Here is a 23,705-nt window from a genome sequence, read left to right on the forward strand (position 1 = left end):
ATGGCAGAGTCGGACGGCCAGGAAAGAACGGAACAGCCCACGGAGCAGCGCCTTCGGCAGGCGCGGGAAAAAGGCCAGATTCCCCGTTCCAAGGAGCTGGGCACGGCGGCGGTGCTGCTCAGTGCCGCCGCCGCCCTGCTGATGCTGGGGGATGCGCTCGGGGCGGCGTTGTCCATGGTGTTTGAGCAGAGTTTTCGGCTGGAGCGGGCGGCCATTTTCGATCCGGCTACCATGATGCCGGCGCTGGCCGAGGCCATTGGCGGGCTGATGTGGCCGTTACTGGGCATGTTTGCCGTGGTGCTGGTGGCGGCCCTGGTGGGCAACAGCCTGCTAGGGGGCTTTAACTTCAGCACCCAGGCAATGATGCCAAAATTCAGTCGTCTCAGCCCGGTGAACGGCCTCAAGCGCATGTTTGGCGTACAGGCGCTGGTCGAGCTGCTGAAGTCCATTGCCAAGGTGGTGTTTATTGCCACCATCGCGATCTGGCTGCTGTGGAGCCAGTTCGACCATATTCTGCGCCTCAGCGGCGAAACCCTGAACCTGGCCATGAAGGACGCCCTGGAGCTGTTGCTGTGGATGGGACTGGCACTGTGCCTGGCGCTGTTGCCCATCGTCGCCATCGATGTGCCCTTTCAGGTGTGGAACCACACTCGTCAGCTGAAAATGACGCTGCAGGAGGTCAAGGACGAATACAAGAACACCGAGGGCAAACCCGAGGTGAAAAGCCGTATTCGCCGGCTGCAGCAGGAAATGGCCAATCGCCGCATGATGGCCGAAGTGCCCACCGCCGACGTGGTGGTGGTCAACCCGACCCATTTCTCGGTGGCCCTGCGTTATGACAAGGACAAGCCCGGTGCGGCCCCCGTGGTGGTGGCCAAGGGGCTGGATGAAGTCGCCCTCAAGATTCGGGAAGTGGCCCGGGAGTATCAGGTGCCGGTGATTTCGTCGCCGGCCCTGGCCCGGGCGGTGTACTTCTCCACCAAGCTCGATCGGGAAATTCCCGATGGCCTGTTTGTGGCCGTGGCCCAGATCCTGGCCTATGTGTTCCAGCTTAACGCCTGGCGCAAGGGGCAGGGCAACAAGCCGGTACCGCTCAAGGACGATTTGCCCATCCCTGATGAGTACCGGGTATAAAGCACCGCAAGGCTGAAGCCACAAGGAAGCGAGACTCCTGTGGCTTCAGTCCATGACATCTCCCCCTCTGGCTGTTGATTTAAGTTGGTTTGTTTTTTGCATGTCAACCACCATGATTTTTGAACGTCAGCGAGTGTCATGGAGTTAAGGGCGAGGCTTTCACAGGCAAAACAGTGGTCCAGGTGGGTCAACAAGGGCATGGGTACGCCGCTGCTGGTGCTGGCGGCGCTCGCCATGGTGGTGTTGCCCATTCCGGCCCTGATGCTGGATGTGCTGTTTTCCTTCAATATCTCCCTGGCCCTGGTGGTACTGCTGGTGGCGGTTTACACCCAGCGCCCCCTCGACTTTGCCGCCTTTCCCACCGTGCTGCTGGTGGCCACCCTGCTCAGGCTGGCACTGAACGTGGCGTCCACTCGCGTGGTGCTGCTGGAAGGTCACCAGGGCGGCAATGCCGCCGGTAACGTGATCGAGGCCTTTGGCTCCGTGGTGATCGGCGGCAACTATGCGGTCGGCCTTATCGTTTTTCTGATCCTGATGATCATCAACTTCGCGGTGGTGACCAAGGGCGCCGGACGTATTTCCGAAGTGAGTGCCCGTTTTACCCTGGATGCCATGCCCGGCAAACAGATGGCCATCGATGCCGATCTCAACGCCGGCCTGATCAATCAGGATGAAGCCCGTACCCGCCGGGAAGAGGTCACGCGGGAGGCGGACTTCTACGGCTCCATGGACGGTGCGTCAAAATTCGTTAAGGGGGATGCCATTGCCGGCATCATGATCCTCTTTATCAATATCATCGGCGGTTTCATTATCGGCATGGCCCAGCACCAGCTGTCCTTTGGCGATGCCGCCCGGGTTTATACCCTGCTCACCATAGGTGATGGCCTGGTGGCGCAGATCCCCTCGTTGCTGTTGTCCATTGCCGCCGCCATTATCGTGACGCGGCAAAACACGCGGGAAGACATGGGCCAGGCCATGCTGGGTCAGCTTTTTGACAACCCGCGCTCCCTTGCCATCGCCGCCGGCATTCTGATCGCCATGGGGCTGGTGCCGGGCATGCCCCATTTTGCCTTCTTACTGCTGGGTGGGTTGTCTGCCTTTGGTGCCTGGTGGATGCACAAGCGCCAGGGCGAGCGTGCACAGCAACAGCAGGAAGCCGCGGCCCAGCCGCCGGCGGTGGCCGGCGGCAGCGAAAGCCGCGAGTTGAGCTGGGACGACGTGGTGCAGGTGGATACCATCGGCCTGGAAGTGGGCTACCGGCTGATCAGCCTGGTGGATGTGTCCCAGGGCGGCGAGCTGCTCAGTCGTATCAAGGGGGTACGCAAGAAGTTGTCCCAGGAGTTGGGCTTTCTCATTCCCGCCGTGCACATTCGCGACAACCTGGAGCTGGGCCCCAACCAGTATCAGATCACCCTGATGGGGGTCAGCTCGGGGCTCGCCGACATCTATCCCGAGCGGGAGCTGGCCATCAACCCGGGCCAGGTGTTCGGCCCTCTGCAGGGCATCGATACTCGGGATCCGGCCTTTGGCCTGGAAGCCACCTGGATTGCCCGGGATCAGATAGAGCACGCCCAGAGCCTGGGTTACACCGTGGTGGATGCCGCGACCGTGGTGGCGACCCATCTCAGCCAGCTGCTGACCAACAGCGCCGCCGTACTGCTGGGTCATGAAGAAGTGCAGAACCTGATCGATCAGATAGGTCGCAGTCAGCCCAAGCTGGTGGAAGGCCTGGTGCCCAATACCCTGAGTCTGGCCCTGGTCACCAAGGTGCTGCAGAGCCTGCTGAACGAAGGCGTGTCCATTCGTGACATGCGCACCATACTGCAGACCCTGACCGAGTACGCCCCCAAGAGTCAGGATCCTGAAGTGCTGACCGCCGCCTGCCGAATCGCCCTGCGGCGGTTCCTGGTGCAGGAGATTGCCGGCACCGAGCGGGAACTGCCGGTCATCACCCTGGCGCCAGAGTTGGAACAGATTTTGCAAAACTCTTTGCAGGCCGGTGGCGCACAAGGGAGCGGCATAGAGCCGGGACTGGCGGAGCGCATGCAGCAGTCCCTGTCCCAGGCCGCCGCCAACCAGGAGCTGGAAGGTCAGCCGGCGATATTGCTGACCTCGGGCATGTTGCGTACCACCCTGGCGCGCTTTGTGAAACATACCATTCCCAGTCTGCGGGTGCTGTCTTATCAGGAAGTGCCGGACGATCGTCAGATCCGCATCGTAGCCTCGGTCGGACAGCAGTAGCGGGGGGAGACTGAATGAAGATTAAACGGTTTTTTGCCAAGGACATGCGGGCCGCCCTGGCCGAAGTCAAGGAAGTGCTCGGGCCCGATGCGGTGATCATGTCCAACAAGAAGGTCTCGGGCGGCATTGAAATCGTCGCCGCCGTGGATGACGACGACGGAGCGCCGGTGGACAGCCCCCCCCGCGCCTTGTCCGACGACAATGTCAGAATTTCGTCGCAGGCCCGTCAGTTTGTACCGCCGCTCAGTAGTCAGCAGCAGGCCGACTCCCTGCAGGCCCTGCTCAGCCGGGGCAAACGCGACCCTTCCCCCAAAACCCTGGCCGAACAGGTGGACTGGGGCCAGCCCGAGAAGCGCCGGGAGCCGGTGCTCAACCGGCCGTCGTCACTGTTTGCCGGCGGTGGCAAGGGCAGCCGTGACAGCCGTCAAAAGGAAAGTTCCAAAGACAAGGAGCTGAACGCCATGCGCCAGGAAATTGCCAGCATTCGCCGGCTGCTGGAGCACCAGGTGTCGGGGCTGATGTGGCAGGAAGTGGAGCGGCGCGAGCCGGTGCGGGCCATGGTGATCAAGCAGCTCAGGCAGCTGGGCTTCAGCGACGGCTTTGCCGACATGCTGGCCATGCGGGTACACGAAAGCGCCGCCCCCCACGAGGCCTGGACCCAGATTGAAGCGGCGCTCAACGAGCTGCTGGTGACCGGCGAAGACGAAATCATGCGCCAGGGCGGTGCCGTGGCCCTGCTCGGTCCCACCGGGGTGGGCAAAACCACCACCATCGCCAAACTGGCGGCGCGGTTTGCCGCCCGTCATGGTGCCGATCAGCTGGCGTTGATCACCACGGATCACTATCGCATCGGCGCCCACGAGCAACTGCAGACCTATGGCCGAATCATGGGCGTGGCGGTCAAGCAGGCGCGCACCTACGAAGAGTTGGCGCAGGCCCTGTATCAGCTGCGTCATCGCCGTCTGGTGCTGATTGACACCGCCGGCATGGGCCAGCGGGACATGCGCCTCAACGAGCAACTCGACACCCTGGTGGGGGATCGCCAGATTCGTATTCGTAATTACCTGGTGCTGCCGGCCACCGCCCAGCGCCGGGTGCTGCAGGAGGCGGTGGAGCATTTTCGCCGCATTCCCCTGGCCGGCTGCATTATGACCAAGCTGGACGAAAGCCTGTCGCTGGGCGACGTGCTCGACATCAGCATTCAGAACAGCCTGCCCATCAGTTATGTCACCGACGGTCAGCGGGTGCCGGAAGACCTGCGTCTGGCCAAGGCCGAGGAGCTGGTTCGCCAGGCCCTGGGCCGAGTGGAACAGCAGCAGGAAGAGCCCTACTACTGGGCCGCTTCCGACGCAGACGATGAGGATGCGCGTTTCTATGACTAATTGGTTTCAGGACCAGGCAAGCGGACTGCGGCTTATGAGCAAAATGAACAGAGTGCAGGTGATCGCCGTCACCGGGGGCAAGGGCGGGGTGGGCAAGACCAATATCACCCTCAATCTGGCCTCGGCCATGGCGGCACAGGGCAAGCGGGTAATGGTGCTGGATGCGGATCTGGGGCTGGCCAACGTGGATGTGCTGCTGGGCATTCGCGTGCGGCGCAACCTGTCCCATGTGTTGCGGGGAGAGTGCAGCCTCGACGACATCATGGTGGAGGGTCCACAGGGCATTCGCATTATTCCCGCCACTTCCGGCAACCAGTCGATGACCGAGCTGTCACCCCTGGAGCATGTCAGCCTGATTCGGGCCTTCAGCGAGATGCGCACCCCGGTGGATGTGCTGCTGGTGGACACCGCCGCCGGCATTTCCGACATGGTGCTCAGTTTTTCCCGGGCGTCCCAGGAGGTGCTGGTGGTGGTGTGCGACGAGCCCACCTCGATCACCGACGCCTATGCGCTGATCAAGCTGTTGTCCCGGGAGCACGGTGTCTTCCGTTTCAAGATTGTGGCCAACATGGTGCGCAGCCAGCGAGAAGGCATGGAGCTGTTCGCCAAGCTGACCCGGGTTACCGACAAGTTTCTCGACGCCTCCCTGGAACTGGTGTCCTGCATTCCCTTTGACGGTAACCTGCGCATGGCGGTGCGGCGCCAGACCCTGGTGGTGAACCAGTACCCCAAGGCGCCGTCGGCCATCGCCATTCGTGCCCTGGCCACCAAGGCCCTGACCTGGCCCACACCGCACCGGGCCCAGGGACACCTGCAATTTTTTGTAGAGAGGCTGCTCGCCAATCCGGTGGCTGAGCAGGATGCCCATGGTGATTAAGGCGCAGGCCTACGCCCGGCACAACAGCCAGGGCCTGGTGGAGCGGCACGCCGCCCTGGTGCGGCGCATTGCCCAGCATTTGCTGGCGCGCCTGCCCGACAGCGTTCAGCTCGACGATCTGGTGCAGTCGGGCATGGTGGGGCTGCTGGAGGCGGCGAAAAGCTTTGATGCGTCCAAGGGCGCCAGTTTTGAGACCTTTGCTGGCATTCGCATTCGTGGCGCCATGCTGGATGAAATTCGCCGGGGCGACTGGGTGCCGCGTTCGGTGCACCGCAACGGTCGCCAGATTGCCGAGGCCATGCATGCCATTCAGCGCCGTGAGGGCCGCCCGGCCCAGGATCGGGAAATCGCCGACGAGCTGGGGGTGTCGCTGACCCAGTATCACACCATGCTGGCCGACGTAAATCACGGCAAGCTGCTGGAAATGGATGAATTTGAGCAGGGAGTGGAATACCAGGCCGATCCGGCCGTACATACCGGCAGCCCCTTTGCCGGTATGGCCAGAGACCGGTTTCAGCGCGCCCTCGCCGACGGCATTAAAACACTGCCGGAGCGGGAAGCCCTGGTGCTGTCGCTTTATTACGATGAAGAACTGAACTTGCGGGAAATCGGGGAGATCCTGTCGGTTTCCGAGTCGAGGGTGAGCCAGATCCACAGTCAGGCCATGCTGCGGCTTCGTTCCCGCTTAAAAGATTGGCAACAATGACATTTTTCGCGGCTTTCGGCGTAAAAACCTGATATTCGGCTCAAGAAGCCGGCGCGGCTGCCGATTTAACCCGGTGGCACGTTTTCATGGTCAGCGCTGATTGGCTCAGCGGACAGGAGGAATCGGTTGGACAAAAACATGAAAATCCTCATCGTGGATGATTTTTCCACCATGCGCAGGATTATAAAAAATTTGCTCAGGGATCTGGGCTTTAACAATACCCACGAGGCGGACGACGGCACCACGGCTTTGCCCATGCTCAAGAGTGGGGATTTTGACTTTGTGGTGACCGACTGGAACATGCCCGGCATGCAGGGCATTGATCTGCTCAGGGCCATTCGCGCCGACGACAAGCTCAGACACCTGCCGGTGCTGATGGTGACCGCCGAAGCCAAGCGCGAGCAAATCATCACCGCCGCGCAGGCCGGCGTGAACGGTTACGTGGTCAAGCCCTTTACCGCCGCCACTCTCAAGGAAAAACTCGAGAAGGTTTTTGAGCGCATCGGATAAGGGCATTGCCATGACACAACAACAAGGACTCATCAGTCTGGAGCAGGCCAGAGAGCTGGTGGCGCTGCTGGAGCGGGGCGATCAGGCCGGCGCCGACCGGCTGATGACCGATGTCTGCATGCCGCACGCAGATGCGCTGCTGGACCAGGTGGGCCAGCTGACCCGTCAGCTGCACGACGCCCTGCAGGAGTTTCGTACCGATCCTCGGCTGCCGGAGCTGGCGCAGACCGATATTCCTGATGCTCGGGAACGGCTCAATTATGTCATCGACATGACCGACAAGGCGGCCAATCGTACCATGGATGCGGTTGAGGCCAGCCTGCCCATTGCAGACCGGCTAAACGATCGTATTCAGCAGGTGATGCCGGGCTGGCGCGGGCTGATGCAACGGCAGCTGGAACTCAACAAGTTCAAGGAACTTTGTCATCAACTGGACGACTTTCTCCGGGATTCCGAGCAGGATGCCGACAGACTGCGCCAGTTGCTTACCGAGATCCTGATGGCCCAGGATTACCAGGATCTAACCGGTCAGGTGATTCGCCGAGTGATCAAGCTGGTGCAGGAAGTGGAAGCCAAGCTGGTGGAAATTTTGTCGGTGTTTGGTCGCCTGCCCGGTGTCGAGCCCGCCACCGTCACCGGCAGCGCCTCGGCCATTGAGGCGGAAGGCCCCATCATCAATAAAGAGCAGCGCAATGACGTGGTCTCGGATCAGGACGAAGTGGATGATCTGCTGTCCAGCCTGGGATTTTAAGGAGCAAGCATGGGCTTTGAGGTAGACGAGGATATTCTGCAGGACTTTCTGGTGGAAGCATCGGAGATCCTTGAGCAGCTGTCGGAGCAGCTGGTGACCCTGGAGCGCCGGCCCGACGACAAGGATCTGCTCAACGCCATTTTTCGCGGTTTTCACACCGTCAAGGGAGGCGCCGGTTTTCTGTCGCTGACCGCCCTGGTGGATACCTGCCACAAGGCCGAAAACGTGTTCGACATTCTGCGAACCGGCCAGCGCCGTGTTACCTCGGAGCTGATGGATGTGATTCTGCGGGCGTTGGATACGGTCAACGGCATGTTCAGCGAAATTCAGAGCCGCCAGGAGCCGACCCCGGCGAATCCGGTCCTGCTTGAGGAGCTGGAGTTTTATTGCGGGCCCGAACAGCCGGGCGAAACCCCGCCTCAGTCCAACACAGCCGAGCCGGCACCGGTGGCGAAAGGCATCGACGGCCTCGGTGAGCAGGAATATCAGCGCATGCTGGACGAGCTGAGCCAGCCCCAGAGCGAGGCCGACCATGACGACATTACCGATGACGAGTTTGAAGCCCTGCTCGATCAACTGCATGGGGCCGGCAAACACGGTGGCCTGCCTCAAACGCCGCCTGCGGCCGAGGACGAACCGGCTCATACCGAGGCGGCCGGACCCCTTGGACAGGACGACGATCTGATCGACGACGGCGAATTCGAGGCCCTGCTCGATCAACTGCACGGGGCCGGCAAGGGCCCGACCGGGGCGGCCGGGGTCGAACCTGCCGTCGCCCCAGCCGCCCCGGCGGCGCGGCCGGAGCCGGCTCCCAAGGCCGCGGCCCATCAACCGCCTCCCGCCGACACCACGGTGCGAGTCGATACCAGAACCCTGGACAGCATCATGAACATGGTGGGTGAGCTGGTGCTGGTGCGTAACCGTCTGCTCAGCCTGCAGTCGGGTCACGAAAACGAGGATATCACCAAGGCGGTCACCAATTTGGATGCGGTCACCGGAGATCTGCAGGGGGCGGTGATGAAGACCCGCATGCAGCCCATCAAGAAGGTGTTTGGCCGTTTTCCGCGAGTGGTACGGGATCTGGCCCGCAGCCTGAACAAGGAGATCGAGCTGGAAATGTCCGGCGAAGAGACCGATCTCGACAAGAACCTGGTCGAGGCCCTGGCCGATCCCCTGGTGCATTTGGTGCGCAATTCCTGCGATCACGGCATTGAAGCGCCCGAACAACGAGAAGCCGCCGGCAAGCCGCGCAAGGGCATCATTCGCCTGACCGCATCCCAGGAAGGCGATCATATTCTGCTCGGCATTGAAGACGACGGTGCCGGCATGGATCCGGAAAAACTCAAGGGCATCGCCATGCAGCGGGGCATTCTCGACGCCGACGGTGCCGCCCGCATGAGCGACAACGAGGCCTACAACCTGATTTTTGCCCCGGGTTTTTCCACCAAGAGTGAAATCACCGATGTGTCCGGCCGGGGCGTGGGCATGGACGTGGTCAAGACCGGCATAACCTCGGTCAACGGCTCCATCTTTATCGACTCGGAAAAAGGCAAGGGTACCCGGCTGCAGATCAAGGTGCCGCTGACCCTGGCGATTCTGCCGACCCTGATGGTGGTGGTGGGCAGTCAGACCTTTGCCCTGCCGCTGACCAACGTCAATGAAATCTTCCACCTGGATCTGACCAAAACCAGCATGGTGGACGGCCAGCTCACCGTGGTGGTGCGCAACAAGGCCATTCCACTGTTTTATCTGCAGGACTGGCTGCTGCGGGGCGCTCGGCGCGAGCGCAAGCAAAAGGGACACGTGGTGATCGTGATGATCGGCAACCAGCAGGTGGGTTTTGTGGTGGACGGCCTCATCGGCCAGGAAGAGGTGGTGATCAAACCACTGGATCAGCTGCTGCACGGTACCCCCGGCATGGCCGGCGCCACCATTACCAGTGACGGTGGCATCGCCCTGATCCTGGACATTGCCGGCCTGATCAAGGCCTACGCGCGTCGCTACGCCTGACGCCATAACAGGGAGCACGACAACGATAATGACTATTCGGGTTCTGGTGGTGGATGACTCCGGTTTCTTTCGCCGACGGGTAAGCGAGATCCTGGCACAGGATCCGCTGATTGAGGTGATCGACACCGCCGCCGATGGCAGAGAAGCCATCAACAAGGCCAAAATGCTGCGGCCGGATGTGATCACCATGGACATAGAAATGCCGGTGATGGACGGCATCAGTGCGGTGCGTGAAATCATGAAGGATACGCCCACGCCGGTGCTGATGTTTTCTTCCCTCACCCACGAAGGCGCCCGGGCCACCCTGGAAGCGCTGGAGGCCGGTGCCATGGACTTTCTGCCCAAGCGCTTTGAAGACATCGCCCGCAGCAAGGAAGAAGCCATTTTACAGTTGCAGCAACGGGTGCGGGCCATTGCCCGTCGCCGTCCGCGGCTTGCTTCGCGACCGGCTTCGGCCCCGCCACCCCGTCCGGTCTCACCGGCTCCGCTCCGCCCCGGTCGCACCGAGGCCCCGGCGGCGGCCCCCGAGCGGCGCAGCCTGCCCCGGCGCAGCGGCAAGAGTTACCAACTGTTGGCCATCGGCACCTCCACCGGTGGCCCGGTGGCGCTGCAGACGGTGCTGACCCGACTGCCGGCGAACTTTCCCCATCCCATCGTGCTGGTGCAGCACATGCCTGGCACCTTTACCAGTGCCTTTGCCGCCCGGCTCGACGGCCTGTGCCAGATTCGGGTCAAGGAAGCGGAAGATGGCGATGCCCTGCGCCCTGGCCATGCCTACCTGGCCCCCGGCGGCCGGCAGATGCTGTTTGAAGGCCGGCCGGGCTCTGCGCGACTGCGCATCATGGACGGCAACGACAAGGTCAATTACAAACCCAGTGTCGACATTACCTTTGCCTCTGCCGCCAAGACCTATGGCGGCCGGGTGCTGGCGGTGGTGCTGACCGGCATGGGCGCCGACGGCCGCGACGGTGCCCGCCTGCTCAAGGACCAGGGCGCCAGTATCTGGGCTCAGGACGAGGATACCTGCGTGGTATATGGCATGCCCCAGGCGGTGGCCCGGGCCGGCATCGCCACCGAGTCGCTGCCGCTGCCGATCATTGGTGAGGCCATTGTCAACGAGATGGCGGGCTGACCCATGGCGCTCGCCGGCCTGTTACTCGCCCTTGCCTGCATCGCTCTGGCCCAGTGGTCTCATGGGGGGGATCTGTCGGTGCTACTCGACGGCCCGGCCCTGCTGATCGTGCTGGGCGGCAGCCTGGGGGCGGTCTGGCTGCAGACCCCCTGGTTTCAGCTGCGTTCCGCCCTGGTAGCGTTGGGCGCGGTCTTTGTTAGGCCGGTCTGGCCCTTTGGCGATCAGAGCGCCCGGCTGCTGCGTTGGTCTCACGAGGCGCGCCAGTCGGGCTTTCTGGTGCTGGAAAACCGGCTGCATTCCGACCGCTTAGACGACTTTACCCGCCAGGGCCTGCAGTGGCTGGTGGACGGCACCGAGCCGGCCATGATGGAGCAACTGCTCGACAACGAGCTGACCCGTATCGAGGAGCAAAAGGAGCTGGAAGCCCGCGTGTTTGAGGCCATGGGTGGCTACAGCCCGACCATCGGCATTATCGGCGCCGTGCTGGGGCTGATCCAGGCCATGTCGCACCTGGACGATCCGGCCCGGCTGGGCAGCGGCATTGCCGTGGCCTTTGTCGCCACCCTCTACGGGGTGGGGCTGGCCAACCTGCTGCTGTTGCCGCTGGCCAACCGGCTCCGGGCCATCTACCGGCTGGAGCTGCGTTATCGGGAGCTGACCGCCATCGGCCTGCTGGCCATTGCCCGGGGCGAAGGCAGCCTGTCGGTGAGTCGTCAGCTCAGTCAGTATCAGGGCGGCCGTCAATGAAACGCCGTTCGTTGTTGCCGGCGCACCAGGATCAGCATACCGAACGCTGGCTGGTGTCCTACGCCGACTACATGACCCTGGCCTTTGCCCTGTTTGTGATGCTGTATGCGGTGCATGCCAGCCGCAGCGAGCTGCGCCAGCCGGTGGTGGAAGGGGTGCAGCAGGCACTGGGACAACTGGGCGCTCATCCCACTCGGGAAGGGGCCATGACGCTGCAGGGACAGCCGGCCCTGCCGGTGAGCGAGCTGCCGGCGGCCACGTCTTCCGCCAACAGCCTGCATCGGCTTAGTGTGGGCTTGGGCGAGCGGCTGGCCCCTTTGCTCGACAAGGAGCTGGCCAGCGTTGAGTTGGGTGAGCAGGAGCTGGTGCTTACCCTGGACGGCAGCCTGTTGTTTTCCCAGGGCAGCGCCCTGCTCGGGCCCAACAGCGAGGCGTTGTTTTCGGCCCTGAGCCCACTGCTCAATCAGCATTTGAACTACCTGCGCGTGCGTGGTTTTACCGACAATGTGGCGGTCAGCAATGAGCTCTATGCCTCCAACTGGCAGTTGTCGGCGGAGCGGGCGCGGGCAGTGCTGGAGCGCTTGGAGCAGGACGGAGTGGCGCCGGCGAGGCTGGTGCTGGAAGCCTATGGCCGCAACCGGCCTCGGGCCGAGGGGCGGGGCGAGGCCGGCCGGGCACCCAACCGACGGGTGGAAATCGCGGTCTCCAGCCGGCGCTGGGCGCCCCCTGAGCCACCGCCACCGGCGCGTCCGCTGAGCCCCGAGGAGCAGGGCGGCATTCAGGTTTATGAGCTGCCGGGAGGCGGCATTCGCATTACCAACGACAGGGTGAGCCCGTGATAGTCTGGACAGTAGCAAATCAGAAGGGCGGCGTGGGCAAAACCACCTCAGTGGTGGCGCTGGCGGGCCTGCTGGCCCAGCGCAACAAGCGGGTGTTGCTGATCGACACCGATCCCCATGGCTCGCTCACGGCCTACCTGGATTACAACCAGGACGGCCTGAGCCACACCTTGTTTGATCTGTTTCTGACGCCGGGAGCGGGGCGGGAGGATTTGCAGCGGGTAGCGTTGCAAACCCGTTTTGACGGCATCAGCCTGCTACCGGCGTCCATTTCCCTGGCGACCCTGGAACGCAACTCCAGCAGTCGGGAAGGCATGGGACTGGTGCTCAAGCGGCTGCTGGCCGAGGTGCAGCAGGACTATGATGTGGTGCTGATCGACTGCCCCCCTGTGCTCGGCGTAATGATGGTGAACGCCCTGGCTGCCTGTGATCGTATTCTGGTGCCGGTGCAGACCGAATTTCTGGCACTCAAGGGGCTGGAGCGCATGGTCAGCACTTTTCGGTTGATGCACAAGGCGCGCCGGGACGGATTTAATTACACCGTGGTGCCGACCATGTATGATCAGCGCACTCGTGCCTCGGTGCAGAGCCTGGAAAGCCTGAAAGAGCAATACGGCGACCGGGTGTGGCCGGCGGTGATTCCGGTCGACACCAAGTTTCGTGACGCCAGCCTGCGTCATGAGCCGCCATCCTATTTCGCCAAGGGCAGCCGGGGCGTATATGCCTACCAGACCCTGCTGCGCCATTTGTGGCGTCTCGACGGAGGGGATGAGCCATTATGAATCAACGTCAGTTTTCTGCCCTCGACGACTATTTCGATGCCCTGCTGGAAGAGGGCCCCGAGCCGCAACCCAAAGTGGCGGTCGAGGCCGAGCCTGAATCAAGGCCAGTTGCCGCCGCGGATCCGCAGGAAGAAGCGCGACGCCGTTCGCTGGAGTCGTTGCTTGCCCGGGTCGCCGAGCTGAAGGAAGAAGAGGCGGGCATCGTCCTGCCAGAAGCGTCTGTTGAGGCGCCGGCCATCGAGGTCGAGCCCGGGGTTCCCCCGAAAGCCGAGCCGGTGGTGGTGCCCGAGCCGCCGACACCCGCCCCGGCGCCGGAACCGGCGATGCCACCCGAGCCGGACGCGCCGGCCTGGCGCAACATGGACACCGAGCCTCGCTTTCAGGCACTGTTTTTTGAGGTGGCGGGCATGACCTTTGCTGTGCCCCTGACGCATCTAGGGGGCATCTATCAGGTGTCCAAACTGACCAGCCTGTTTGGCAAGCCGGCCTGGTTTGCCGGCATCATGACCGAGCGGGAACGTCAGCTCAGCGTGGTGGACACGGCCCGCTGGGCCATGCCCGGCCACCGTCAGGAGGAGGAATACCAGTATCTGGTGACCCTGGGTGAAAGCAACTGGGGGCTGGCCTGTCACCAGCTGAAAGGCACCGCCCTGCTCGCGCGGGAGCAGGTCAAGTGGCGCGCCGTGCCCGGCTCCCGGCCCTGGCTGGCGGGCATGGTAAAGGAAAAAATGTGTGCCCTGCTGCACGTGGATGCATTGATTGCATTGCTGGAGCAGGGCAAGAATATTGACGGAAAGCGGGTTTGAGTGACTCGGGAGTTAAAGGTATGAGCAATCATCGCAATTTAGCGGAAAATCTGGCCGAAGACGAAGTGTTGCAGTGGGTGACCTTTCGCCTGGACAACGAAACCTATGGCATCAACGTGATGCAGGTACAGGAGGTGTTGCGTTACAGTGACATCGCACCGGTACCGGGCGCCCCTGACTACGTGCTGGGCATCATCAACCTGCGCGGCAATGTGGTGACTGTGCTCGACACCCGGTTGCGCTTTGGCCTGCCACCGGCGGAAATCAGCGACAGTACCCGCATCGTCATTATCGAGGCGGAAAAGCAGGTTATCGGCATATTGGTGGACAGCGTGGCCGAGGTGGTTTATCTCAAGTCCTCGGAGATTGAAAGCGCGCCCAATGTTGGCACCAGCGAAAGCGCGCGCTTTATTCAGGGGGTGTGCAACCGGGAGAATGAGCTGCTGATCCTGGTGGATCTCGACAAGCTGCTTTCCGACGACGAATGGGATGAGTTGAGTCAGCTTTGATGATAGGCGAAACCGCACTTATCCTGGCGGCCCTGGCGCTGTTGTTGGCGCTGGCTGCCATCATGATTGCCTGGCAGATGTGGCGCCGCAGCCAGCGCAAGCTGGACGCCATGAGCACGTTGATGCGGGAATTGTCACGCAGTCGCGACAGCTATCGCAAACAGCTCGAAGAGCTGCAGACGGCCAATATCGGCATGGGCAAGAAACTGGCCGATCTGGGCCGCCAGCTCGGCGGTTTGCAGGAGCAGCAACAGGAGCTGGCGCTCAAGGATCCCCAGAGCAAGCTCTACAGCCGGGCCGCCCGCATGGTGCAGTTGGGGGCAGACGTGGAAGAGATCATGGCCGAATGTGAAATGCCCCGCGCCGAGGCCGAACTGCTGCTGTCACTGCACCGCCAGCGCTAAGTGACTGGAGCGCAGGCTGCCAGCCTGCATTAGGCGTAGGTTGCGAATGAGCGCAGCGAATTCCAACACGCAGGCGGCTGCAAAATGTTGGGATTCGCTGCGCTCATCGCCAACCTACTGCTTCTCCTGCCACCGAAGTTTGTTCCGTAATAAACGCCCGGTCATACGGCCCAATGAGCCGATGGGCAGGTCTGTGCTGCCACCTTGTGTTAAACTGGCGCTCCTTTTTGAACGTTCTGAATGCTTACCTATGCTTGAAGCCCACGCCCTGACCTGTGTTCGTGAGGAACGCACCCTGTTCAGCGAATTGTCGCTGTCGGTGTCTCCCGGTGAGCTGGTGCAGATCGCCGGCCCCAACGGTGCCGGCAAGACCAGCCTGCTGCGGTTGCTGGCCGGCCTGTCCCGCCCTTATGAGGGGGAAGTGTGCTGGCAGGGAGAAAACATCGAGCACTGCCGCGACGGTTATCACCAGGAGCTGTTTTACCTGGGCCATCAAGCCGGCATCAAACACGAGCTCACCGCCTATGAAAACCTGGCCTTCTTTCGCCGCATGCATCACCAGGGCAGCCGGGCCAATCTGTGGGAGGTGCTGGCGCGGGTGGGCCTGGCCGGTCTGGAAGAGCAGTACGCCGGCCAGTTGTCCGCCGGCCAGAAACGTCGCGTGGCACTGGCCCGGCTGTGGCTGGGCGGCCCTCGCCTGTGGATCCTCGATGAGCCCTTTACCGCCATCGACAAGCACGGCGTCAAGGTACTGGAGCGGCTGCTTATCGATCATACCGACGCCGGCGGCATGGTGCTGATCACCACCCACCAGGATCTTCACCTCTGCGCCGATCGGGCGCGTATTCTTCACCTGGCTCCGTCCCGGGAGGACGACGCATGATGCACACCTTTACCGGCGTGGTGCGCCGGGAGCTGGTCGGCGCCCTGCGCCGGCGCGCCGACATTCTTAATCCGCTGTGGTTTTTTGTGATCGTCATTACCCTGTTTCCGCTGGGGGTGGGGCCGGAGCCGGCATTGCTGGCGCGCATTGCCCCGGGCATCGTCTGGGTGGCGGCACTGTTGTCGTCGCTGCTGGCGCTGGAGCGGCTGTTTCGGGACGACTATATTGACGGCACCCTGGAACAAATGATGCTGATGCCCTGTCCTTTAGGGGTGGTGGTGCTGGCCAAGGTATTGTCGCACTGGTTGCTCACCGGGCTGCCGTTGCTGCTGCTGTCACCGCTGGTGGCGGTGTTGCTGAGCATGGACATGGCCGGCTTTCAGGGCATGTTCTGGACGTTGTTGCTGGGCACGCCCATCCTCAGCCTGCTGGGGGCCATTGGCGTGGCGCTGACCGTGGGCATCGGCAAGGGCGGGGTGCTGCTCAGCCTGCTGACCCTGCCGCTGTATATTCCGGTGCTGATCTTTGCCACCTCGGCCATTGAGACCGCCGGCCTGGGGCTGCCCTACAGTGGCCAGCTGGCGATACTGGGAGCCATGCTGGCGGGCAGTGTGACCCTGGCGCCCTTTGCCATCGCGGCGGCGCTGCGGGTAAGTGTAAATTAGTTTTATTTCAAGCAGTTTGGCGGGCAAAGATTTCTAAAGCGAGCAAATTTGGGGTATCTTAAGCCCGCCCAAAAAATGATTAGTACAAAAAAGGTCTGTGAGCAAGATGTGGAAATGGTTACACCCTTACGCCAAGCCGGAAGAGGCCTACCGAATTGCCGGCCTGTGGCTGCCCTGGTTCGCCGTGTTCAGCCTGGTCTCCTTTATTGTGGGGCTGGTCTGGGGACTGGCGTTTGCGCCCGCCGATTATCAGCAGGGTGACGCCTTTCGCATCATCTACATTCACGTGCCTGCGGCCATCATGTCGATGGGGGCCTATTCTTCCATGGCGGTGGCCGCCTTTATCGGCCTGGTGTGGCAGATAAAAACTGCCGACATGGCGGTGTCGGCCATCGCCCCGGTGGGCGCCGTGTTCACCTTTATCGCCTTGTTTACCGGTGCCGCCTGGGGCAAGCCCATGTGGGGCACCTGGTGGGTGTGGGACGCTCGCCTCACCTCCGAGCTGATTCTGCTGTTCCTCTATCTTGGCGTTATCGCCCTGTACAACGCCATTTCCGACAAGGTGCTGGCCGGTCGCGCCGCCGGCATCCTGGCGCTGGTGGGGGTGATCAACCTGCCCATCATTCACTACTCGGTGGAATGGTGGAACACCCTGCACCAGGGCGCCACCATCACCAAGTTTGACCGGCCATCCATTTCCAATGACATGCTCTGGCCGCTGCTTATCATGATATTTGCCTTTATCTGTTTTCTGGGGGCACTGACCCTGATGCGGTTACGCAATGAGCTGATTCGTCGCGAATCCCACCGTCCCTGGGTGCTGAAACTGGCGGAGGAACACCATGAAATTTGATAGCTGGTCAGCCTTTCTTGCCATGGGCGGCTACGGCTTCTTCGTGTGGTTGTCTTTTGCCGTCACCCTACTGGCCCTGCTGGGGCTGGTGGTGGCCACTATAACAACGAGAAAACGCTTGCTGCGCCAGGTCAGCCAAAAACAGGCCCGGGCCGCCCGACGCGAGGCCGCCCGCAAGTTGGAGAACACCCTATGAACCCCAGACGTAAAAAGCGAATGACCCTACTGTTGGCCGTGGTGGCCGGGCTGTCGGTAATGACCGGCCTGGTGCTCTATGCCCTGCAGCAGAACATCGACCTGTTTTATACCCCCACCGAGCTGGTGCAGGGTAAGGGCAAGGAGCAGATCAAACCGGAAGTGGGTCAACGCCTGCGTATTGGTGGTCTGGTGGTACCGGGCACAGTAGTACGGGATCAACAGAGCCTTAAGGTCAGCTTTGGACTGGTGGACGCCGGTGGAGAGCAGGTGACCGTGCGGTTTGACGGCATATTGCCCGATCTGTTTCGTGAAGGACAGGGCATAGTGGCACAGGGGACCCTGGCCGACGCCCGCACCGTGGACGCCTTTGAGGTGCTGGCCAAGCACGATGAAGAATACATGCCACCCGAGGTGGCGGAAGCGCTCAAGGGAATGGAGCACTTGAAACCCGAGTACACGGAGGCGCAGCTGAAGGGTAGCTCCCTATGATTCCCGAGTTAGGTCAATTCACCCTGGTGCTGGCCCTGGCCAGTGCCCTGGTGCTGAGTATTTATCCGCTGCTGGGAGCAACCCGTGGCAACACCGGCATGATGCTGTTGGCCCGGCCCCTGGCTTATGCCCAGTTTGGCTTTCTGCTGATTTCCTTTCTGTGCCTGACCTGGGCCTTTGTGGAGCACGATTTTACCGTGCTTTACGTGGCGTCCAATTCCAACAGCCTGCTGCCGCTGGCCTACCGTATTTCGGCAGTATGGGGCGCCCACGAAGGCTCGCTGCTGCTGTGGGTGCTGATCCTGGCGGGCTGGACCGCCGCCGTGGCCCGCTTCAGCCGGGCGCTGCCGCTGGATGCGGTGGCCCGGGTACTGAGTGTGATGGGCATGATCGCCATCGGCTTTTTGCTGTTTGTGCTGTTCACCTCCAACCCCTTTGAACGTACGCTGCCGTATTTTCCGGTGGATGGTCGGGACCTGAACCCGCTGTTGCAGGATCCGGGGCTGATTTTCCACCCGCCCATGCTCTATATGGGCTATGTGGGCTTTTCGGTGGCCTTTGCCTTTGCCATTGCCTCACTGATGAGCGGCAAGCTGGATGCAGCCTGGGCCCGCTGGTCCCGGCCCTGGACCATGGCCGCCTGGATCTTCCTGACCCTTGGTATTGCGCTGGGCTCCTGGTGGGCGTATTACGAGCTGGGCTGGGGTGGCTGGTGGTTCTGGGACCCAGTTGAAAATGCCTCCTTTATGCCCTGGCTGGCGGGCACGGCGTTGATCCACTCCCTGGCGGTGACCGAGAAGCGCGCTACCTTCAAGGCCTGGACCGTGCTGCTGGCAATAATGGCGTTTTCCTTAAGCCTGCTGGGTACCTTCCTGGTGCGCTCCGGGGTACTGGTGTCGGTGCACGCCTTTGCGTCCGATCCCACTCGGGGCCTGTTTATTCTGGTGTTCCTGCTGCTGGTGGTGGGCTCGTCCCTGCTGCTGTATGCCATTCGCGGCGCCGAGGTGCGCAGCCACGGCAAACATGAGCTGGCCAGCCGAGAAAGCCTGCTGCTGGGTAACAACATCATTCTGATGGCCGGCCTGGTGGTGGTGCTGATTGGTACCCTGTTGCCCCTGGTACACAAAGAACTGGGCATGGGCAGCATCAGCATAGGGGCGCCCTTCTTCAACAGCCTGTATGCCTGGCTGATCATTCCCTTTGCCCTGCTGCTGGGGGCCGGCCCCCTGTTCCGCTGGCGCCGTCAGCCGATGCAGGAAGTGAACGGCAAGCTGCTGCTGGCGCTGGTACTGAGCGTGGTGCTGGGCGTCAGCCTGCCCTGGTGGTTCTCCGACCATTTTGAGCCCTGGGCTGCCCTGGGCATTGGCCTTGGGGTGTTTATCACCATTACCAGCCTGCAGGAAACCTGGACCCGGGCTACCCATCGCCATACCTTTATGACCGGGGTGCGCAAGCTGGGTAACAGCCACTGGGCCATGATCCTGGGCCACATCGGTCTGGCGGTGACCATAGTCGGCATCAGCTGCACCCAGCTTTACAGCATTGAGCGGGACGTGCGCATGACCGAGGGCGATACCGTCACCTTTGCCGATTACACCTTTACCTTTGAGGGCATTCGTGAGGCCGATGGCCCCAACTACGACGGCTACAAGGGCGTGATCAGCGTGGCCAAGAACGGCCGGCCGCTGACCGAGCTCAAGGCGGAAAAGCGCATGTACCTGGTGCAGCGCATGTCGATGACCGAGGCCGCCATTGATGCCGGCTTTACTCGGGATCTCTATGCCGCCCTGGGTGAGGAGCTGGACGACGGCGCCTGGGCGGTGCGGCTTTACTACAAGCCCTTTGTGCGCTGGATCTGGTTTGGCGCCGTGTTGATGGGCATTGGTGGCGTGATCGCCATGCTCGACAAGCGTTATCGTTTTGGCCGCAAACAGACCCTGGAGGCTTCATGAACCGGCGCATTCTGATCCTGTCCATTCCGCTGCTGCTGTTTCTCGGGGCCAGTGTGTTCCTGTACAAGGGGTTGTTTTCCGATCCCACCGAGCTGGAGTCGGTGCTGATCGATCAGCCGATTCCCGAGTTCACCCTGCAGGACCTGCATGATCTCGACAAGCAGCACGACAAGGGCATCTTTACCGGTCAGCCCATGTTGCTCAATGTGTGGGCCACCTGGTGCCCGACCTGTTATGCCGAGCATGAATACCTCAATGAGTTGAAGGCGAAAGAGGGCATTTACATCATCGGCATGAATTACAAGGACGAACGGGAAAAAGCCCTGCGCTGGCTGGACAACCTGGGCAATCCTTATGCCATCGACCTGTATGATCCGCGCGGCATGCTGGGACTGGATCTGGGCGTCTACGGCGCTCCCGAGACCTTTCTTATCGACAGCAATGGGGTCATTCGCTACCGCCATGTGGGTGACGTGAACGACAGGGTATGGCAACAGACCCTCAAGCCCATTTTTGAACGAATGGAGTAAACCCCCATGTGGATGAAAATGTGGATGCGCGTGCTGACCCTGGCCGCCCTGTTGTGGCTGCCCCTGGCCCAAGGGGCCATCGACGTGTACGAATTTGAGGATTCTGCCCGCGAAGAGGTATTTCGCGAGTTGCTGCGGGAGTTGCGCTGTCCCAAGTGTCAGAATCAGGACATTGCCGACTCCAATGCCGAACTGGCCAAGGATCTGCGGGACAAGACCTATCAGATGCTGCAGCAGGGGAGCAGCAAGCAGGAAGTCATCGATTACATGGTGGCCCGCTACGGCAACTTCATTCTCTACAAGCCGCCCTTTATGGCATCCACCCTTATCCTCTGGGCCGGCCCGGTACTGGTGCTGGTGATCGGTGCCCTGGTGGTGCTGGTACGGACCCGCAAAAAATCGGCCACCGCCAACGACGAGGCCCTCAGCGCCGAGGAAAAACAACGCCTCGACCGCCTGCTGAACAAGAACAAAGAGAGCTGACATGACCGTATTCTGGATCCTCAGTGCCGCGCTGACGGTGCTGCTGGCACTGGTGATTATTCTGCCCCTGATGCGGGGCCGCGCCGAGTCGAGCGAAAGCCGCAACGAGCTCAATACCCGCCTTTATCGCCAGCGCCTGCAGGAGCTGAAACAGGAGAGCGAGCAGGGCCTGCTGGAAGATGACGCCGCCCTGCAGCAGGAGCTGCAGAAGAGCCTGCTGGACGATGTGGTCGGTGATGAGCCCGCCGCGCGTCGTGGCCGCAGCCCGCTGGTGCTGATCTCTGCCCTGGTACTGGTGGTGCTGGTGAGCTACGGGGTGTACTGGCAACTTGGCGCCCATCGTCAGGTGGCGGAATGGCAGCGGGTGTCCGCCGAACTGCCCGCGCTGTCCCGTCATGTGCTGATCCAGCCCGATGAAACGGTGACCGACCAGGACGTGCGCGAACTCATGCTGGCGTTGCGCACTCGGCTGCATCAGGATGGCGATGACTACCGGGGCTGGCTGCTGCTGGGCCGGCTGGCGCTGGAGCTGCGGGACGGAGAAACCGCACGGGATGCGCTGGATAAAGCCCTCAAGCTGACCGATGAGCCCGACGCGGTGCGTGTGCCCTATGCCGAAGCCCTGGCCATGACAGGCGAAACCCTGCGGGCCGAGCAGCTGGTGCGCGGCGTGCTCACGCGTCAGCCCGGCAACCTGGAGGCATGGTCGGTATTTGCCTTTATGGCGTTGCAGCAGAATGACTTCGGCCAGGCCATTGCCCGCTGGCAGCAAATGCTTGAGATCATGCCCGCCGATCATCCACGCTATGCCATGGTGCAGCGCTCCATTGCCTTTGCCGAGCAGCAAGCGGGCAGTGAGCAATCGCCGGTCACCGGGCCGCGCTACCAGGTGGAGGTCAATACCGCAAGCTCGGTGCCCTATCATCCGGGAGCGGTGCTGTTCGTGTTTGCGGTGGACGCGGCTGGAGGAGAAATGCCGTTGGTGGCCCGGCGCATTGAACGGCCGTCCTTTCCCATGACCATTACCCTGAGCAATGCCGATGCCATGGTGCCCGACAACAACCTGAGCAGCCGTGAGGCGGTGGTTATCAAGGCCCGCATCGCCCCCAGTGGCAATGTCACCGATGCCACCGACGCCTGGGAAGGCCGCAGTGGCGTGCTGGACACCGACGAGGACAGCCAGCTCAGCGTACTGATCGACACGCCGCTGTAAATTGCGGCTGGCCGTGACGGCCGGCCGCCGGTAGACTTTAATCTTTCATAACAACAAGAAATGAGCGACTCATCATGTGGCATCGAGTGCTGATGCCCGCCGCCGGTATTGTGTTGACCGGCTGCGCGGCACACCAGGGCGTGGAGCAGGAGCGGGTCAATGACCCCTTCTCGCCGGCCGTTCCGGCGGACTACGCCAAATCCACCGCGGCCGATCCCCGCGACCCCTTTGAACCGGTAAACCGGGCCAGCTGGGTGATCAACTACGACGTGGTTGATCCCTTTGTAGTGCGTCCGGCGGCCCACGCCTACGCCGACTATGTGTCGCGTCCGGTGCGGGTTGGCATTCAGAACGTGGTGCTCAACCTGGAAGAGCCGGCCAGCTTCGTCAACCATCTGGTAACCGGCGATCTGCCCGGTGCCGGCAATAACCTGGTCCGCTTCGGTGTTAACAGCACCGTGGGCGTGCTTGGCTATTTCGATGTGGCGCAAAAGCTGTCATTTGAGCCTCAACCCAAGGATTTCAGTCAGGTGTTGGGTCAGATTGGCGTGGGTGACGGCCCTTTCCTGATGGTGCCGTTCTATGGTCCTACCACGCTGCGTCAGCTGTCCGGCGATATGGTCGACAGCCTGTATTTTCCCTATGATGTCATGACCTTTGCCATGCGCACCGGCAAGTGGGTAATGGATGGCCTCTACCAGCGCAGCGAGCTGATTGAGCGGGAAGCCATTATCGACAATTCCCTCGATCCTTATGGTCTGACCAAGGATCTCTACCTGCAGTATCAGGACACCAAGATCGGCAAGGAATTCGAGCCCGCTTCGGAAGAGGAGCTGGAAGCCTTTATGGAAGAGATCGACGGCTGATCCAGTCAGGCGCGATAAGGCGGGGAGGGGAGAGCAAGTCCACTCCCTCATTACGCTTGCCCCTGCTCCTTTTTGGGCGGTTTACCGCTGACGCCGCCGCTGACGATAAAGGTGGTGACGGTACCGGCGGGCGCATCCAGTGCCCTAACCTGTTCCCGTTCCACCAGCAACAGGTTGCCGGCGAAGTTGTAGGACTGGGGCAGGTATACCGCCACCTTGCCCGGCAGGCCAAAGGCCGCCATGTCCTGGCGCGTGACAAATCCCATCACCATGACCTCGCCTCCCATCAGGCTGACCGCCACCGGCTGATCGAACCGACGGTTGTCGCCCAGCAGGGCGTTGAACAGATCCTGCAGTGAGTTATACAGCAACTTGACCAGGGGAATGCGGGTCAGCAGCCGGTGAAACAGCGACAGCAGGGCCTGGCCCAGGTAGAAGGAGGCAAACATGCCGGTCAGAATGATCAGCACCAGGGTGATCAGGCCGCCGGCCAGATCCGCCAGCCAGCCCGCTTCCAGGGCCGGAAACACCATGCCCAGCAGGCCGCCCAGGGCGGAAAACAGGGTCTGGTTGAGCAGGGTGAAAATAAGGTAGACCAGATACACGGTGAGCACCACCGGCAGCAGGATCAGCAGGCCTTGAAAGAAAAAGCGGATCAGTCGTTGCATCATTGCGGCTCCGAAACAAGGAGCCACATCATGGCAGATTCTGCCGTAAAGCACAGCGGCATTTGGTGTGTCGTG

General features: G+C 61.8%; 26 protein-coding genes. 25 read left to right on the plus strand and 1 reads right to left on the minus strand.

The window, feature by feature from the left end; translation table 11 throughout:
• The 25 genes from flhB (at position 1) to OJHNALOF_RS06020 (ending at position 22,962) form a co-directional block, all read left to right on the plus strand.
• Positions 1-1,134: a flagellar biosynthesis protein FlhB gene (gene flhB / locus OJHNALOF_RS05900; protein WP_165661453.1), complete on the plus strand. Its 1,134-nt coding sequence runs from the start codon at positions 1-3 to the stop codon at positions 1,132-1,134.
• 138 nt (positions 1,135-1,272) lie between these two features.
• Entirely contained in the window at positions 1,273-3,375 is a 2,103-nt protein-coding gene (flhA, locus tag OJHNALOF_RS05905; protein WP_165661454.1) for a flagellar biosynthesis protein FlhA, read from the plus strand.
• A gap of 14 nt (positions 3,376-3,389) precedes the next feature.
• Positions 3,390-4,757, plus strand: coding sequence for a flagellar biosynthesis protein FlhF (gene flhF, locus OJHNALOF_RS05910; RefSeq protein ID WP_165661455.1), 1,368 nt, complete (start codon positions 3,390-3,392; stop codon positions 4,755-4,757).
• Positions 4,758-4,791: 34 nt separating this feature from the next.
• Complete coding sequence (locus OJHNALOF_RS05915; RefSeq protein WP_206063570.1) at positions 4,792-5,634, plus strand: MinD/ParA family protein; 843 nt, start codon at positions 4,792-4,794, stop codon at positions 5,632-5,634.
• Positions 5,624-6,340, plus strand: a complete 717-nt coding sequence (locus tag OJHNALOF_RS05920) for an RNA polymerase sigma factor FliA (RefSeq protein ID WP_206063571.1) — start codon at positions 5,624-5,626, stop codon at positions 6,338-6,340. Before OJHNALOF_RS05915 ends, OJHNALOF_RS05920 begins: the two co-directional genes overlap by 11 nt.
• A 126-nt stretch (positions 6,341-6,466) precedes the next feature.
• Positions 6,467-6,850, plus strand: coding sequence for a chemotaxis response regulator CheY (gene cheY / locus OJHNALOF_RS05925; RefSeq protein ID WP_094200012.1), 384 nt, complete (start codon positions 6,467-6,469; stop codon positions 6,848-6,850).
• A gap of 10 nt (positions 6,851-6,860) precedes the next feature.
• A complete protein-coding gene (locus tag OJHNALOF_RS05930) occupies positions 6,861-7,601 on the plus strand; it encodes a protein phosphatase CheZ (RefSeq protein ID WP_165661457.1) in 741 nt (246 codons plus the stop codon).
• A gap of 9 nt (positions 7,602-7,610) precedes the next feature.
• Positions 7,611-9,611 (plus strand): chemotaxis protein CheA, encoded by a 2,001-nt coding sequence (locus OJHNALOF_RS05935; protein WP_165661458.1) that lies wholly within the window; start codon positions 7,611-7,613, stop codon positions 9,609-9,611.
• A gap of 28 nt (positions 9,612-9,639) precedes the next feature.
• Entirely contained in the window at positions 9,640-10,743 is a 1,104-nt protein-coding gene (locus OJHNALOF_RS05940; protein WP_165661459.1) for a chemotaxis response regulator protein-glutamate methylesterase, read from the plus strand.
• Between the two features lie 3 nt (positions 10,744-10,746).
• Positions 10,747-11,490: a flagellar motor protein gene (locus OJHNALOF_RS05945; RefSeq protein ID WP_094200009.1), complete on the plus strand. Its 744-nt coding sequence runs from the start codon at positions 10,747-10,749 to the stop codon at positions 11,488-11,490.
• Entirely contained in the window at positions 11,487-12,329 is an 843-nt protein-coding gene (locus OJHNALOF_RS05950; RefSeq protein WP_094200008.1) for an OmpA family protein, read from the plus strand. The genes OJHNALOF_RS05945 and OJHNALOF_RS05950 overlap by 4 nt, the downstream gene beginning before the upstream one ends.
• Positions 12,326-13,111, plus strand: coding sequence for a ParA family protein (locus OJHNALOF_RS05955; protein ID WP_165661460.1), 786 nt, complete (start codon positions 12,326-12,328; stop codon positions 13,109-13,111). Before OJHNALOF_RS05950 ends, OJHNALOF_RS05955 begins: the two co-directional genes overlap by 4 nt.
• A complete protein-coding gene (locus tag OJHNALOF_RS05960) occupies positions 13,108-13,917 on the plus strand; it encodes a chemotaxis protein CheW (protein WP_165661461.1) in 810 nt (269 codons plus the stop codon). Before OJHNALOF_RS05955 ends, OJHNALOF_RS05960 begins: the two co-directional genes overlap by 4 nt.
• Before the next feature lie 20 nt (positions 13,918-13,937).
• Positions 13,938-14,426 carry a chemotaxis protein CheW gene (locus OJHNALOF_RS05965; RefSeq protein ID WP_094200005.1) on the plus strand — a complete coding sequence of 163 codons (489 nt, stop codon included), beginning with the start codon at positions 13,938-13,940 and terminating at the stop codon, positions 14,424-14,426.
• Entirely contained in the window at positions 14,426-14,830 is a 405-nt protein-coding gene (locus OJHNALOF_RS05970; protein ID WP_094200004.1) for a DUF2802 domain-containing protein, read from the plus strand. Before OJHNALOF_RS05965 ends, OJHNALOF_RS05970 begins: the two co-directional genes overlap by 1 nt.
• A gap of 250 nt (positions 14,831-15,080) precedes the next feature.
• Positions 15,081-15,713: a cytochrome c biogenesis heme-transporting ATPase CcmA gene (gene ccmA, locus OJHNALOF_RS05975; protein WP_094200003.1), complete on the plus strand. Its 633-nt coding sequence runs from the start codon at positions 15,081-15,083 to the stop codon at positions 15,711-15,713.
• Positions 15,713-16,378, plus strand: coding sequence for a heme exporter protein CcmB (gene ccmB / locus OJHNALOF_RS05980; protein WP_370462307.1), 666 nt, complete (start codon positions 15,713-15,715; stop codon positions 16,376-16,378). Before ccmA ends, ccmB begins: the two co-directional genes overlap by 1 nt.
• Before the next feature lie 106 nt (positions 16,379-16,484).
• Positions 16,485-17,231: a heme ABC transporter permease gene (locus OJHNALOF_RS05985; RefSeq protein WP_094200001.1), complete on the plus strand. Its 747-nt coding sequence runs from the start codon at positions 16,485-16,487 to the stop codon at positions 17,229-17,231.
• Entirely contained in the window at positions 17,221-17,427 is a 207-nt protein-coding gene (ccmD, locus tag OJHNALOF_RS05990; RefSeq protein ID WP_094200000.1) for a heme exporter protein CcmD, read from the plus strand. The genes OJHNALOF_RS05985 and ccmD overlap by 11 nt, the downstream gene beginning before the upstream one ends.
• Complete coding sequence (ccmE, locus tag OJHNALOF_RS05995; RefSeq protein ID WP_094199999.1) at positions 17,424-17,918, plus strand: cytochrome c maturation protein CcmE; 495 nt, start codon at positions 17,424-17,426, stop codon at positions 17,916-17,918. Before ccmD ends, ccmE begins: the two co-directional genes overlap by 4 nt.
• Entirely contained in the window at positions 17,915-19,870 is a 1,956-nt protein-coding gene (locus tag OJHNALOF_RS06000) for a heme lyase CcmF/NrfE family subunit (protein ID WP_165661462.1), read from the plus strand. Before ccmE ends, OJHNALOF_RS06000 begins: the two co-directional genes overlap by 4 nt.
• Positions 19,867-20,400 (plus strand): DsbE family thiol:disulfide interchange protein, encoded by a 534-nt coding sequence (locus OJHNALOF_RS06005; RefSeq protein WP_094199997.1) that lies wholly within the window; start codon positions 19,867-19,869, stop codon positions 20,398-20,400. The genes OJHNALOF_RS06000 and OJHNALOF_RS06005 overlap by 4 nt, the downstream gene beginning before the upstream one ends.
• A 24-nt stretch (positions 20,401-20,424) precedes the next feature.
• Positions 20,425-20,883: a cytochrome c-type biogenesis protein gene (locus OJHNALOF_RS06010; protein WP_240919671.1), complete on the plus strand. Its 459-nt coding sequence runs from the start codon at positions 20,425-20,427 to the stop codon at positions 20,881-20,883.
• A 1-nt stretch (position 20,884) separates the two neighbouring features.
• On the plus strand, positions 20,885-22,096 hold the full coding sequence (gene ccmI, locus OJHNALOF_RS06015) for a c-type cytochrome biogenesis protein CcmI (protein WP_094199995.1): 1,212 nt from the start codon (positions 20,885-20,887) through the stop codon (positions 22,094-22,096).
• A gap of 74 nt (positions 22,097-22,170) precedes the next feature.
• Positions 22,171-22,962 carry a VacJ family lipoprotein gene (locus OJHNALOF_RS06020; protein ID WP_094199994.1) on the plus strand — a complete coding sequence of 264 codons (792 nt, stop codon included), beginning with the start codon at positions 22,171-22,173 and terminating at the stop codon, positions 22,960-22,962.
• Positions 22,963-23,012: 50 nt separating this feature from the next.
• On the opposite strand, the gene OJHNALOF_RS06025 is transcribed toward OJHNALOF_RS06020, so the two are convergent.
• Positions 23,013-23,633, minus strand: a complete 621-nt coding sequence (locus OJHNALOF_RS06025; protein ID WP_206063572.1) for a DUF502 domain-containing protein — start codon at positions 23,631-23,633, stop codon at positions 23,013-23,015.
• Positions 23,634-23,705 lie beyond the last annotated feature (72 nt).

Origin of the sequence: Oceanimonas sp. MB9 (genome assembly GCF_011319775.1) — a bacterium.
GTDB classification, from domain to species: Bacteria; Pseudomonadota; Gammaproteobacteria; order Enterobacterales; family Aeromonadaceae; genus Oceanimonas; species Oceanimonas doudoroffii.